At 63.4% G+C, this 13,166-nt stretch carries 15 protein-coding genes; 12 read left to right on the top strand and 3 right to left on the bottom strand.

Annotated features, from left to right (window positions below):
- Positions 1-21 precede the first annotated feature (21 nt).
- The 4 genes from hmgA to ACQ4MS_RS18935 all read left to right on the top strand — a co-directional run bounded on the left by hmgA (position 22) and on the right by ACQ4MS_RS18935 (position 4,305).
- Positions 22-1,344 (top strand): homogentisate 1,2-dioxygenase, encoded by a 1,323-nt coding sequence (hmgA, locus tag ACQ4MS_RS18920; protein WP_431096184.1) that lies wholly within the window; start codon positions 22-24, stop codon positions 1,342-1,344.
- Positions 1,345-1,349: 5 nt separating this feature from the next.
- The gene (gene fahA, locus ACQ4MS_RS18925) at positions 1,350-2,630 is read left to right on the top strand and encodes a fumarylacetoacetase (protein WP_431096186.1); all 1,281 of its coding nucleotides are present in this window, start codon (positions 1,350-1,352) and stop codon (positions 2,628-2,630) included.
- Positions 2,631-2,778: 148 nt separating this feature from the next.
- Positions 2,779-3,939 carry a cytochrome P450 gene (locus ACQ4MS_RS18930; protein ID WP_431096187.1) on the top strand — a complete coding sequence of 387 codons (1,161 nt, stop codon included), beginning with the start codon at positions 2,779-2,781 and terminating at the stop codon, positions 3,937-3,939.
- Positions 3,940-3,960: 21 nt separating this feature from the next.
- Positions 3,961-4,305, top strand: a complete 345-nt coding sequence (locus ACQ4MS_RS18935; protein WP_431096188.1) for an antibiotic biosynthesis monooxygenase family protein — start codon at positions 3,961-3,963, stop codon at positions 4,303-4,305.
- Here the strand turns inward: ACQ4MS_RS18935 and ACQ4MS_RS18940 are convergent.
- A complete protein-coding gene (locus ACQ4MS_RS18940; RefSeq protein WP_431096189.1) occupies positions 4,302-4,724 on the bottom strand; it encodes a DUF2784 domain-containing protein in 423 nt (140 codons plus the stop codon). The two genes, ACQ4MS_RS18935 and ACQ4MS_RS18940, sit on opposite strands and share 4 nt — an antisense overlap.
- A 167-nt stretch (positions 4,725-4,891) precedes the next feature.
- Here ACQ4MS_RS18940 and ACQ4MS_RS18945 point away from each other — a divergent pair, with 167 nt between their 5' ends.
- The 4 genes from ACQ4MS_RS18945 (at position 4,892) to ACQ4MS_RS18960 (ending at position 9,282) form a co-directional block, all read left to right on the top strand.
- Complete coding sequence (locus tag ACQ4MS_RS18945) at positions 4,892-7,255, top strand: YgiQ family radical SAM protein (protein WP_431096191.1); 2,364 nt, start codon at positions 4,892-4,894, stop codon at positions 7,253-7,255.
- 283 nt (positions 7,256-7,538) lie between these two features.
- Positions 7,539-7,763, top strand: coding sequence for a YgaP family membrane protein (locus ACQ4MS_RS18950; protein WP_431096192.1), 225 nt, complete (start codon positions 7,539-7,541; stop codon positions 7,761-7,763).
- Positions 7,753-8,298, top strand: coding sequence for an RNA polymerase sigma factor (locus ACQ4MS_RS18955; RefSeq protein WP_431096194.1), 546 nt, complete (start codon positions 7,753-7,755; stop codon positions 8,296-8,298). The genes ACQ4MS_RS18950 and ACQ4MS_RS18955 overlap by 11 nt, the downstream gene beginning before the upstream one ends.
- 141 nt (positions 8,299-8,439) lie before the next feature.
- Complete coding sequence (locus ACQ4MS_RS18960; protein ID WP_431096195.1) at positions 8,440-9,282, top strand: hypothetical protein; 843 nt, start codon at positions 8,440-8,442, stop codon at positions 9,280-9,282.
- A gap of 77 nt (positions 9,283-9,359) precedes the next feature.
- Here ACQ4MS_RS18960 and ACQ4MS_RS18965 read toward each other — a convergent pair whose 3' ends face one another.
- The gene (locus ACQ4MS_RS18965) at positions 9,360-10,328 is read right to left on the bottom strand and encodes a CoA transferase (RefSeq protein WP_431096197.1); all 969 of its coding nucleotides are present in this window, start codon (positions 10,326-10,328) and stop codon (positions 9,360-9,362) included.
- A 218-nt stretch (positions 10,329-10,546) separates the two neighbouring features.
- Here ACQ4MS_RS18965 and ACQ4MS_RS18970 point away from each other — a divergent pair, with 218 nt between their 5' ends.
- The 4 genes from ACQ4MS_RS18970 to ACQ4MS_RS18985 are packed head-to-tail and all read left to right on the top strand — an operon-like array spanning position 10,547 to position 11,959.
- Positions 10,547-11,116, top strand: a complete 570-nt coding sequence (locus tag ACQ4MS_RS18970) for a DUF2975 domain-containing protein (protein WP_431096198.1) — start codon at positions 10,547-10,549, stop codon at positions 11,114-11,116.
- 19 nt (positions 11,117-11,135) lie between these two features.
- The gene (locus ACQ4MS_RS18975) at positions 11,136-11,351 is read left to right on the top strand and encodes a helix-turn-helix domain-containing protein (RefSeq protein ID WP_431096199.1); all 216 of its coding nucleotides are present in this window, start codon (positions 11,136-11,138) and stop codon (positions 11,349-11,351) included.
- A 22-nt stretch (positions 11,352-11,373) separates the two neighbouring features.
- Complete coding sequence (locus tag ACQ4MS_RS18980) at positions 11,374-11,574, top strand: hypothetical protein (RefSeq protein ID WP_431096201.1); 201 nt, start codon at positions 11,374-11,376, stop codon at positions 11,572-11,574.
- 55 nt (positions 11,575-11,629) lie between these two features.
- A complete protein-coding gene (locus ACQ4MS_RS18985) occupies positions 11,630-11,959 on the top strand; it encodes a TfoX/Sxy family protein (protein WP_431096203.1) in 330 nt (109 codons plus the stop codon).
- Between the two features lie 25 nt (positions 11,960-11,984).
- Here the strand turns inward: ACQ4MS_RS18985 and pobA are convergent, their stop codons facing one another.
- Positions 11,985-13,154 (bottom strand): 4-hydroxybenzoate 3-monooxygenase, encoded by a 1,170-nt coding sequence (gene pobA / locus ACQ4MS_RS18990; protein WP_431096205.1) that lies wholly within the window; start codon positions 13,152-13,154, stop codon positions 11,985-11,987.
- Between the last annotated feature and the right edge of the window lie 12 nt (positions 13,155-13,166).

A 13,166-nucleotide genomic window follows, 5' to 3' on the forward strand; every position in this document is an offset into this window, starting at 1 on the left:
CAGAACGTGGGAAGCCATCCAATGACAACACTCTCGACACCAACGAGCGCTGCCTTGCGCTACCAGTCCGGCTTCGGCAACGAATTTGCGAGCGAGGCAGTCGCCGGCGCGCTGCCTGAAGGCCGCAACAGCCCGCAGCGTGCACCGCATGATCTTTACACCGAGCTGATTTCAGGCACCGCCTTTACCGCGCCGCGCGCCGAAAACCGCCGCACCTGGATGTACCGGCGCCAGCCATCCGTTGTGGCCGGTGGCTACAAGCTTTATGCCCAGCCGCAGTGGACGACGGGCGCCGCCGGCGGCAGCATCACGCCGCCCGACCCGCTGCGCTGGAACCCCTTTGCCATCCCAGCGGAGCCGCTGGATTTTGTTGACGGCATCCGCACCGTGGCGGCCAACGGCGACGCCGAAATACAGACGGGCATGGCTGCCCACGTGTATGTTGCCAACCGTTCCATGCAGCAACGTGCGCTGGTCAATGCCGACGGCGAAATGCTGCTGGTGCCGCAGCAGGGCCGGCTGGTGCTGACGACCGAGCTGGGCGTTCTGGATGTCAAGCCCGGTGAAATAGCGGTAGTGCCACGCGGCATGGCTTTCAGTGTGGCTTTGTCTGATGGTGCATCACGCGGCTACCTCTGCGAAAACTACGGCGCGCACTTTCGCCTGCCGGAGCTGGGCCCCATCGGCTCCAACGGCCTGGCGAACGCGCGCGACTTCCTGGCGCCCACGGCAGCTTTCGACAGCGCCTCGGCGCCGGACGGTGGCTTTGAAATCGTCAAGAAATTTGGCGGACGCCTGTGGTCCGCCACGCAAGCCGCCAGTCCTTTCAACGTGGTCGCATGGCACGGCAACCTCGTGCCCTATAAATACGACACCGCCCATTTCATGACGATTGGCTCCATCAGCTACGACCATCCGGACCCGTCCATCTTCACCGTGCTCACGTCGCCGTCTGACACGCCGGGCACGGCCAACTGTGACTTCGTGATCTTTCCGCCGCGCTGGCTGGTGGCGGAAAACACCTTTCGCCCGCCCTGGTATCACCGCAACCTGATGAGCGAATTCATGGGCCTGGTCTACGGCCAGTACGACGCCAAGCCCGAGGGCTTCAAGCCCGGCGGCGCGTCGCTTCACAACTGCATGGTGCCGCACGGCCCTGATACCGAGGCGTTTGAGAAAGCCAGCAACGCCCCGTTGACGCCGCACAAGCTGGACAACACGCTGGCCTTCATGTTCGAAAGCCGCTACCGCTTCATTCCCACGGCCTACGCGCTGGAGGACGGGGCGCTGGATGTCGGCTACAACACTTGCTGGGCCGGGCTCAAAGACCAATTCAAGGGCTGATACGCATGAACGAATTACTCAACGCCACTCACGACCCGCAGCTGCGCAGCTGGGTCGCGTCCGCCAACGAGGCTGGCAGCGACTTTCCGGTCCAGAACCTGCCGTTTGGCACCTACAGCCAGGGACCGCAAGGCGCGCGCAAGATAGGCGTTGCCATTGGCAGCCAGGTGCTGGATGTACGTGCGGCCGGGCTCGTCGATACCGCCGACATGAATGAGCTGATGGCGCAAAGCCCGCAGGTACTGAGTGCGCTGCGCGCGGCCCTGTCGCAAGGCCTGGTAGAGGGCAGTGCACAGCAGGCCGCGTGGGAGCGCTTTTTGTCCCCGCAGGATTCAGTCACCCTGCACCTGCCTTGCCGCATCGGCGACTACACCGACTTCTACACCGGCATCCACCACGCCACCACCGTCGGCAAGCTGTTTCGTCCCGACGCGCCGCTGCTGCCCAACTACAAGTGGGTGCCGATTGGCTATCACGGCCGGGCATCGTCGATCGGCGTGAGCGGCCAGGTCTTTCACCGCCCGCTGGGCCAGACCAGAGGGCCCAACGAAGAGGTGCCGGTCTTGCGGCCTAGTCACCGGCTCGACTACGAGTTGGAGCTCGGCGTGCTGGTAGGGCAGGGCAATGCGCTGGGCGAACCCATTGGCATGGGCCAGGCAGAAGCACACGCCTTCGGCATGGTGTTGCTCAACGACTGGTCAGCGCGTGATGTGCAGGCCTGGGAATACCAGCCGCTCGGCCCCTTCCTGTCCAAAAACTTTGCCAGCACCATCTCGCCGTGGATCGTCACGATGGAGGCGCTGGCGCCGTTTCGTGTGCCTTTCGTACGGCCCGACGCCGACCCGCAGCCCTTGCCCTACCTGGACTCGGAGGGCAACCGCCGCCAGGGCGGCGTGGACGTGGCGCTGGAGGTTTGGATTGAGACCCAGGCCATGCGCGAGGCAGGCCAGGGCCCCGCGCGCCTTTCGCAGTCGAACTTTCGTGATGCCTACTGGACGGTGGCGCAGCTGCTCTCGCACCACAGCGTCAACGGCTGCAACCTGCAGCCCGGCGACCTGCTGGGTTCAGGCACGCTGTCGGGCCCCCGGCCTGAGCAGGCTGGGTCGTTGCTGGAACTGAGTATGGGCGGGAAAAACGCGCTGACCTTGGCGAACGGCGAGACCCGGACTTTCCTCCAGGACGGGGACGCCATCATCCTGCGTGCAAGTTGTGCGCGTGAGGGTTTTCGGCGCATTGGTTTTGGCGAGTGCCGGGGGCAGGTGCTGCCGGCCAGACGGCTGCAGTGAAGCCTGAAGCTCTGTTGCTATCAATTTAATAGTTGCTTGTGCCCGTTAAATAAGGGCTTCAGGCCGTTTCCCTAGTTAAGAAACACGGTTTTGATACTTCGGCCGGCAACGAAGCATCCCGCGGGCCACCTGGGCAAAAATGACGCCCATGCATCCCGAACACATCCTTGCGGCGCCCAGCCACCCCAATCCTTACCCTTACTACGCTGCGCTGGTGGCTGGCCCGCCGCTGGTGTTTGACGCGCCACGCAAGCTCTGGGTCGCGGCCAGCGCGGCCGCGGTCAATGCCGTGCTGGGCAATCCGGCATGCCGTGTGCGGCCGGCGGCTGAGCCCGTGCCGCAGGCCATCGTGGGGTCGGCGGCCGGTGAGGTGTTCGGCCAATTGGTTCGCATGAACGACGGCATCCGGCACGACGCACCCAAACTGGCCTTGCAGCGATTTCTGGCCGCGCTGGACCTGGACCGCGTGGGTGCGCGCACCAGATTGATTGCGGCGAAGGCCATGGGCGATGAGGCCTTGCGCGGAGCGGCATTGTCGCAATGGGTTTTTGATGTGCCGGTGATGGCGGTCGCTGATGCCCTGGGTTTTGCGGAAGCCGAATTGCCGCGCGTTGCAGGCTGGACGCGCGACTTTGTGGCGTGCCTGTCGCCGCTCAGCACGCCAGAGCAACTGGCTGCGGCCGGTGATGCTGCAGCGGCTTTGCTGGCAAGGTTCTCGGCGCTGGTGCAGGCGGACGCAAGCCCGGGCAGCGCCGTCGCCCGCATCCAGCAGGAAGCGCACGAGGCGGGCTGGCATGACGTCGCGGCACTGCTCGCCAACCTGGTCGGCTTGCTGTCGCAGACCTGTGAGGCCACGGCCGGGCTGGTCGGGAACAGCCTGGTGGCACTGGCCACACAAGCGGGCCTGGCCGAAACGGTGGGCCACGATCAGGAACGTTTCCTACAGATGGTCAACGAAATCAGCCGCCATGACCCGTCCATTCACAACACACGCCGTTTTGTGGCGGAGGCGACAGAGGTGGCCGGCGTTTCGCTGCAGGCTGGTGATGTGGTCCTCGTGGTCTTGGCGGCGGCTGGCCGAGACCCTTTGTGCAATCCTCAGCCTGAGCGCTTTGTTCTGGATCGCGCGGACCGCCATGTGCCTGGCTTCGGCCGCGGCGCCCACCAGTGCCCGGGGCAAGCGTTGGCCTGCAACGTGGCTGCCGCAGCCGTCAGGGCCCTGCTGGAGTCAGGCATGCGGTTACCTGCACCGGCAAGCTGGCATTACCGGCCTTCCATGAATGCCCGCATCCCGGTTTTTTCTGATTGACGTACTACGCGAAAGCCCCCCATGATCGCCATCATCTTTGAAGTGCAGCCCGCTGAGGGCAATATGCAAACTTACCTTGATATCGCAGCGGCGCTCAAACCGCAGCTGGAGCAAATCGACGGGTTCATCTCCGTCGAGCGCTTTCAAAGCCTGAGCAATCCCGGCAAGTTGCTGTCGCTGTCATTTTTCAGGGACGAAGCCGCGGTGCTCGAGTGGCGCCGCCTTGAATCTCACCGCAAGGCGCAAAGCCGCGGGCGCGGCGGTGTGTTTGAAAACTACCGCCTGCGCGTGGCCCATGTGCTGCGCGACTACGGCCTGAATGAGCGCGATGAGGCACCGGCGGACAGCCGCGAGCGGCACAGCTAGGCGCTACCAGGTCTGGCGCGCTTGCGCTTCCAGTGGGGCGGCCACCACCACCAGCTGAGCAACACCAGCACACCAAACGCGGTGTAAGCCACGGTGAACACCCACGCCGGCGCATTGAAAAAGATCAGCCTCGACAGCCAGTGCTCGATGAATGAGCCGACGTAGCTGCCTTGCCCCGCTTGCAGCCGCAAAGACTGCTCCCATACCGTGAGCGGGCAGATTTCACCCAGCCAGCTTTGTGCCACCACAAAGCCGATCAGCGCCAGGTGCGCGAGCCTGACCCACGCAATGCGCACCCAGGCCCAGCCGCGCCAGCCGCCGGCCATGAACAGCAACTGGCCCAGCACGGCAAAGGCGACGATGCCCACGTGGAGCACCAGGATCAGGTCAGCGAGCAGGGCGGCGGTGAAAGGAGTCATGGGCGCGTGGCAAGAAAATGGACAGGCCAATCTGGTGGCCATTCGTGGTCATGAGGCCACTTTAAACATGCCAATCTTGCATGGACACGTGTTTGTAGGGCTTAAATGCCAAATAAAGAGGCAAAACTCAGGGTAAACCTTACAATCGAGGGTTACCCATCCAGCCCATGAACGCCCCCGTCGACGTCTCCTTTTTTACGCGCGCCGCCAAGCCGCTCACCAGTTACCGCAAGTACTGGGCGGCCCGCTTTGGCACGGCCAAATTCCTGCCCACCAGCCGGGCCGAAATGGACGCGCTTGGCTGGGACAGCTGCGACATCATCATTGTCACGGGCGATGCCTACGTAGACCACCCGAGCTTCGGCATGGCCGTCATCGGCCGCATGCTGGAAGCCCAGGGTTTTCGCGTCGGCATCATTGCCCAGCCCGAGTGGCAAAGCGCCGACCCCTTCCGCGTGCTGGGCAAGCCCAACCTGTTCTTCGGCGTCACTGCCGGCAACATGGACTCGATGATCAACCGGTACACGGCTGACCACAAGATCCGCAGCGATGACGCCTACACCCCCGGCGATGTGGGCGGCAAACGCCCCGACCGCGCGGCACTGGTGTATTCACAGCGCTGCCGCGAGGCCTACAAGGACGTGCCCATCATCCTGGGCGGCATTGAAGGCTCGCTGCGCCGCATCGCGCATTACGACTACTGGTCTGACAAAGTGCGCCGCAGCGTCGTGGTCGATGCCAAATGCGATTTGCTGCTGTACGGCAACGCAGAGCGTGCAATTGTTGAAATCGCCCACCGCCTCGCCGCCAAGGAGCCGGTGACCAGCATCACCGACGTTCGCGGCACGGCATTCATTCGCCGCAGCGGCGACGAAACCGCCAATGGCTGGTTCGAGATCGACTCCACCAGCGTCGACACACCGGGCCGGGTCGAAGCGCACGTGAACCCGTATCTGATGATTTCCGACCAGGCGCGCGAGCAGGGCGCGACGTGCGCGCGGGAAGACGAAGCCGCTGAAGTGGCGGTCAAGGCCGAGGCCGGCGCGAAAGCCAACCCGGCCATCAAGCCGCTGACCTTCGTCGCCAATCCCAATCTGCCGTCCACCGTGCACACCGCGCAGGGCAAGATCAAGGTCCCGCCGCGCGACCGCTCCGTCATCCGCCTGCCGTCTTACGAGCAGGTCAAGAGCGACGCAGTGCTCTACGCCCACGCCAACCGCGTGCTGCACCTGGAGACTAACCCCGGCAACGCTAGAGCCCTTGTGCAAGCCCATGGCGAAGGCGCCACGGCGCGCGACGTATGGATCACGCCGCCGCCCATCCCGCTGACCACGGCTGAGATGGACTACGTGTTCGACCTGCCGTACGCACGCTCGCCGCATCCGCGCTATCTGGATGAAAACGGCAGCCATGACGGCGCGACCAAAATCCCGGCATGGGAGATGATCCGCTTCAGCGTGAACATCATGCGCGGCTGCTTCGGCGGCTGCACCTTCTGCTCCATCACCGAGCACGAAGGCCGCATCATCCAGAGCCGCTCTGAGGACTCGGTGATCCGCGAGATCGAGGCGATCCGCGACACCGTCAAGGGCTTTACCGGCGCGATCTCCGACCTGGGCGGGCCGACCGCCAACATGTACCGCATCGGCTGCAAATCGCCTGAAATCGAGGCCGCTTGCCGCAAGCCGAGCTGCGTCTACCCGGGCATCTGCTCCAACCTGAACACCGACCACAACCCGCTCATCAAAATGTACCGCCGCGCGCGGGCCTTGAAGGGCGTCAAGAAAATCCTCATCAGCTCCGGCCTGCGCTACGACCTGGCCGTGCAAAGCCCCGAGTACGTGAAGGAACTCGTCACGCACCACGTCGGCGGCTACCTGAAGATCGCCCCAGAGCACACGGAGCAGGGGCCGCTCACCAAGATGATGAAGCCCGGCATCGGCAGCTATGACAAGTTCAAGCAGATGTTCGAGAAGTACAGCCTCGAAGCCGGCAAGAAGCAGTTCCTCATCCCGTACTTCATCGCCGCCCACCCGGGCACCAGCGACGAAGACATGATGAACCTGGCCATCTGGCTCAAGAAAAACGGCTTCCGCGCCGACCAGGTGCAAACCTTTTACCCGAGCCCGATGGCCACGGCCACGACGATGTACCACACCAACAAGAACCCGCTGCGCAAGATCACGCGCGACAGCGAGACGGTGGACATCGTGCGCGGTGAGCGCCGCCGCCGGCTGCACAAAGCCTTCCTGCGCTACCACGACCCCAACAACTGGCCGGTGCTGCGCGAGGCGCTCAAGGCCATGGGCCGCGCCGACCTGATCGGCAACGGCAAACACCATTTGATCCCGACCTTCCAGCCGATGACCGACGGCAGCTACACCAGCGCGCGCCGCAAGAACTCGACCGGCACGGCCGCCACGGTGAAAGCGTCTCCCGTGGTCAAGGGCCGTTTGCTGACCCGCCACACCGGCCTGCCACCGCTGGCGCAGGGCACCGGCGGCAAACCTGGTGGCCGCAAGGGCCGCTAGGTGCATCCATGCGGTGCTTGCAGGCATAAAGGCTCCGGCGGGGGCCTTTTTTATGATGAAATTGGCTTCAAACCCAGTAAAAATCGGCGCAAGCAGCTATTAAATTCATAGCATTCGTGCGTACGGCTTGCGGCCTGGGCGCGCCGGCCAAGCCTCATGGGCAGCGCATTCCAGCAATATTCCAGCAATATTCCAACAATATTTTCGCCAGCGTGAATCCTTTTGCCCGCACGACCCCTCCTTGCAGCGATGCCGCGTTTTGACGGCAGCCAAAGGAAGTTTTATGTTCTATCGCAAAAATGTGGGACCCAAAGAACGTTGGGTGCGTGGTGTGTCCGGCGCCTTGATGGCCGCTTGCGGCCTGGTTGTACTGGGTGTCACACCGCTTGGGTTGCTGGCGGCCGGCGCTGGCGTGGTCACGGTACTGACAGGGTTGTTTGGTTTTTGTCCGGGTTGCGCTATGGTGGGCCGCAAGCTGGAAAGCCGGGCTCATGTAGATGGCCATTGAAACGGCCCTTTTTGCCGCAGCGCAGGCCGGTGATCCGGCCGCGCTGGCCTCGCTGCTGCGGCAGCTCCAGCCGGATGCGCGCCGTTACGCCCGCTACCAGTGCCACCGCGGCTCGGCTATCGAGGACGTGGTGCAAGAGGCGCTCATCATCATCTACCGCCGCGTCGGCACTGTGCGTGACGCCGGGGCCGTGGCTGGCTGGATGTTCAGGATCATCGCGCGGCTGTGCATGCTGCCGGCGCTTGCGCTGATGCGCGGCACGCAGGTGCTTTCTGAACACGACGAAGGCAAGTATTTCGCGCAGATGCCGCAGGACGAGCTGCGTATCGACCTGGTCCGTGCGCTGGAATCCCTTCCGCTGATGTACCGCGAGGTGGTGTTGCTGCGCGACATGGAGCAGCTCACCATCACCGAAATCGCGCAACGCCTGCAGCTCACCCGCGAAGCGGTCAAAAGCCGTATCCACCGGGCGCGCGCCATGGTGCGTGAATATCTTCGGCCTGATGGCGTTGTGCGTGAAAAGGCTGGTGGATGACGCGGCTTCACCGTCATGGATTCTTGCGGCCAGCGGGAGAGTGTAGCCAGGGCTGCCTGGGATGTGGTTCTCTGGCAAGATAGGTAGAGGCAGGCCGTCAGGTCTTCGACCTTGCCTCCGTTCATCCCTTCTGGAGACACCATGGACATCGCCCGCAAGGCACTTGCCGCTTTCACCATGGCAGCCGTGCTGGCCTCTGCCTGGCTGGCGCCGCTGGATGCGCCTGCCATGCAGCAGGTGGATGCCGGCCTGAAGCGTGCGCTGGTGAGTTTTGCCACGGCGCGGTTGCTCAATGGCGTGATTTCGGTCGCGCAGGGCACAGAAGCCTCCGTGCAGCCTTTTGGCGTGGGTGTGACTTTCACCCCGGGGCAGATCCTGGATCCCGTCAATGACCTGGTGGAGCAGTTTGCGCATCTGATGCTGGCGGCCAGTGTGGCCTTCGGCGTTCAAAAAGCCTTGATCAGCATTGGCAGCTACTGGCCGGTGTCGCTGGCGCTGAGCGCGGCGGTGCTGGGCTGGTGGTGGTGTTACCTGCGCAGGCCGCAGGTGCCTTTGTGGCTGTCAAGGCTGCTGGTGATCCTGCTGATGCTGCGCTTTGCGGTGCCGCTGGTTACCTTGGGCACCGACTTGCTGTGGCAAAAATTCCTCGCGGCCGACTACGCCGCCAGCCAGCAGCTCATTGATCGCACGGCCGGCCAGACCGACAAGCTCAATCCAGCCGTTGCAGCGGCGCCCGACAACCGCAGCATGGTTGATACGCTGAAAGACTGGCTGGCCAAAAACGGTGACGTGGCAAAACACTTCGAGAACCTCAAGCGGTCGGCTGAGCAGGCCACCGAGCACATCATCCGGCTCATCGTGATCTTTGTGCTGCAGACGCTGGTGATTCCGCTGCTGCTGTTATGGGCGCTGTACGGTTTTGTCAGGCAGCTGTTGCTGGGGCAGCGCTGGCAAAGGCTGCCGTCAGCCTCCACCCTGTATTGATGCGTGAGAGAAGGCGTATTCGGATTTTTATGCATCAAATAGCCTCTATGTCCAAGAGAAACACGCGCAGGCAGCTCCTAATTTGATAGCGTGTGCAGGGGAATGTCCTGGTCCTGCGCCAGCTTCTCCAATTCCTTGCGCGTCTTGCCCAGAAGCCAGGCCTCAATAGCCGCATGCGTTGCAGGCGCAAACATGGTCTTCATGCTGGAAGCGGCCACGCCGGCCGCCGCGCACAGGCTGGCGGCAAAGTGCGGCTCCAGTGCGGCGAGCGCTACGCGTCCGTCCTTGCAGCGGTAAACGCGGTAGCCCGCATGCCCGCCGCCCACCGCAGCGCCGGGCTGGGTCAGACCCCAGGCCCGGGGCAGGGCGAGGTAACCGGCTGCGCTGGAGAGGGCGACTTCGAGAAAGACGCCCTTGCCCTTTGCCCGCTGGTGCATCACTGCCTGCAGCACGGCCCCGCTGGCCATCAGAGAGCCGCCCATATCGGCGTACAGCGTGGCGGGCAGGTCCACGCCCGTGATCAGGTCATTCTGTGCCAGATAGGTCAGGTCGTGGCCGGGCTCGTCCGCCCGTTCCCCCGGGCTGCCGACGATGGCGACCTGGCTCAGGTGCGGGTGTTGTTTGTGCAGCGCTTTCCATGTCAAGCCCAGCTTGGTCAGCGCCGCCGGCCTGAAAGAGGTGAGCAGCACGTCGGTTTTCGCCAGTTCGCGGTGCAGCAGCTTTTGGCCGCGCCCGGTTTTCAGGTCGGCAACGGCGCAACGCACCCCCGCGTGCAGCGCGGCATAAGCAGTGGGGTTGTACAGCTTCATCGGGTCACCGGATGCGCCAGCCGGCGCATCTCCCGGCGGCGGCGGTTCCAGCTTCACACAGAGGGCGCCCATCTCGCGGCAGCGCATCAGGGCCGCCGGGCCGGGCAGGTTGAGTGCCAGGCTTAACACTCGCACGCCTTTGAGTGACTGTATCGGCTGGGCCGCGACGCTTGTGGCTGTTGATGCGGTTGAGGAGGCCGTTTTACGGGTGGTGGGTTGAGCGGGTGTAGGCGGCATGGAGATCCGGGCTGTAAACGGGGAGGGGCCGCGAAGCCTTGGGGCGCCAGGCGGTTTTGCGGCCAATTTAACCGAAACCTTTGGGCGGCGTCCCCGCTGCCTTAAGGGTTTGGCCACCAAGGGTGGAAATAATTACTGTTTTAGAGCTATTAATTATTGTTTTACAGTAATTAATCTGGGACACTGGAGGCCTTTTAACAAGGCAAGAGGTGCTCCCCTTGAAAAATACCGCAACCCCTACGGCCCTTGCAGGGCCTGACGTGCAGGGCATCAGCAGCGTGCTGGCCTGGGCTTGTGCTTTGCTGGCGGTAGCGTTGCCGCTGGCGGTGGCCTACCACCTGCTCAGCACCCCGGTTGAGAGCCTGCTTCTGCGCGCGGGTGTCATGCTGTCGGCATCCCAAACCGCGGCGCTCGACATCACGGTGGGCCAAAAAAGCCTGGCCGCCTTGCTGGGCGTGCTGCCGGTGTGCTGCGCGTCGTACGGACTGGTGTGCGCCATGCGCTGCTTTTCCGGCTTTTCGCAGGCCGAATATTTCAGCGTGCGCACCGTCAAATACCTGCGTGGTTTTGCCGCCGGCATTTTCGCGTCGGTGGTGGCCGGCGTGCTGTCCGCCACGCTGATCACCGTGGTGCTGACATCGGGGGCGCCAGCCGGGCAGCGTGCTTTTGCGGTGGGCCTGGGCAGCAATGAGCTGTTGACGCTGCTGTTTGCCGGCATGGTCTGGCAGATCGCCGCCGTCATGGCTCGGGCTGTGGCGCTGGCTGAAGAGAACGCGCAGTTCGTCTGACCTTCTTCCGTCCACCCGAATGCCCATCGTCGTTAAACTCGATGTGATGCTGTCTGAACGAAAGGCCAGGTCCAAAGACCTGGCCGCGTATGTCGGCATCACCGAAGCCAACCTCTCCTTGCTCAAACAGGGCAAGGTCAAGGGTGTGCGCTTCGACACGCTGGTGCGCATTTGCGAATTTCTCGATTGCCAGCCGGGGGACCTGCTGGTGTACCGGCCGGACGACACCACCTGATTCACCGCTCTGGAGCTTCCTCATGAAACGTCTTGCCATCACCGCGGCCCTGGTCGCCCTGCTCAGCGCCTGTGCTGATATCAACTGGGAGCAAACCGCCCGGGAGTCCGTCAAGTCAGCCTGCCGGGGCGCGAGCAATTGCAGTATTCCCTGCGACCGTGCCAACCCGGCCACCTTCAATGACCCGCAATGCCTGACGGGCGGCAGGCGTTCATCACCATAATGGCCATCATGAACACCAGTCAGAAAATTACTTCAGCCGCAGCAAAGGGAACAGCATGAGCGCCAGCGTCGAATTCGTCCGCTATGTGCGTGAACTGCTGGCCCCGCTGGGCGACATCCGCGACGGTAAGTTTTTTGGCGGCCATGCAATGAAGCACGGCGGAAACCAGTTCGCCATGGTGATGGGCAACACCCTGTACTTCCGGGTGGACGACATTTCGCGGCCGGCGTATGAGAAGCAGGGCTCCAAACCCTTCAGCTACTCAACGAAGAACGGTGTGGTGCAGGTGCGAAAATACTACGCCGCGCCTGCCGAGCTGCTTGATGACCCGGCGCAGTTGCTGGCGTGGGCCCGGCAGGCGATCAGTGCCGCGGGCACGGCCTGACAACCGCAACGGGAAAAGCACAGCCCTAAAGCGGCAGGCCGACGTAGTTTTCGGCCAGCGCCGTTGAAGCCGCCTGCGAATGGATCAGATAATCCAGCTCGGCCTCCTGGAGTTTCTGCCCGAAGCCGCCTGCATCGGGAAACTTGTGCATGAGGGACGTGAACCACCAGGAAAACCGCACAGCTTTCCAGACACGGCGCAGGCAAGTGTCTGAATAGCCGTTGATGCCGGCTTCGCTGCCGCGGTAAAACTCTGCCAGTGCACCTGCCAGATACCGGACATCGCTGGCCGCGAGGTTCAATCCCTTGGCGCCTGTGGGCGGCACGATGTGGGCGGCGTCGCCTGCCAGGAAGAGGCGGCCGAAACGCATGGGTTCGGCGACAAAGCTGCGCAGCGGTGCGATGCTTTTTTCAATCGACGGACCGGTGACCAGGCTCTCTGCCAGTTCGGGCGCCAGACGGCTGCGCAGCTCGTCCCAAAAAGCGTCATCGCTCCAGTTCTCCACCTTGTCATCAAGCGCGCACTGCACGTAATAGCGGCTGCGTGTGTGGCTGCGCATGCTGCACAGGGCAAAACCGCGCGCGTGGTTGCTGTAGACGAGTTCGTGAGAAACCGGCGGCGTCTCCGACAAGACGCCCAGCCAGCCGAAAGGGTAGACCCGCTCAAAGGTCTGGAGTGCATTGGCCGGCACGCTGGCGCGGCTCACGCCGTGAAATCCGTCGCAGCCGGCGATGAAGTCGCACTCCACTTCATGCGCTACACCGTGTTGCACATAACGTACCTTGGGGCGTGGCCCGTCAAAGTCATGAAGGCTGACGTTTTCGGCTTCATACGCGGTTGCCAAGCCTGCTGCGGCGCGCGCGTCCATCAGGTCGCGCGTGACTTCCGTCTGGCCGTAGACCATCACCTGTTTGCCGCCGGTGAGTTGCTGCATATCAATGCGGTGATGGGCGCCGCCAAAGCCCAGTGCGAAGCCGCCATGCACCAGTCCCTCCTTGTGCATGCGGCTACCCACGCCGGCTTCGTCAAGCAGGTCGGTCGTGCCTTGCTCCAGCACGCCCGCGCGGATGCGGCCCAGCACGTACTCCTTGCTGCGCTGCTCAATCACGATGGCGTTGATGCCGGCTTTATAAAGCAGCTGGCCCAGCAAATGCCCGGCGGGGCCGCCGCCCACAATGGCTACCTGTACGCGCATGGTTGTCTCCGT

The organism is Polaromonas aquatica (genome assembly GCF_050626995.1).
GTDB lineage: Bacteria > Pseudomonadota > Gammaproteobacteria > Burkholderiales > Burkholderiaceae_C > Polaromonas > Polaromonas aquatica_A.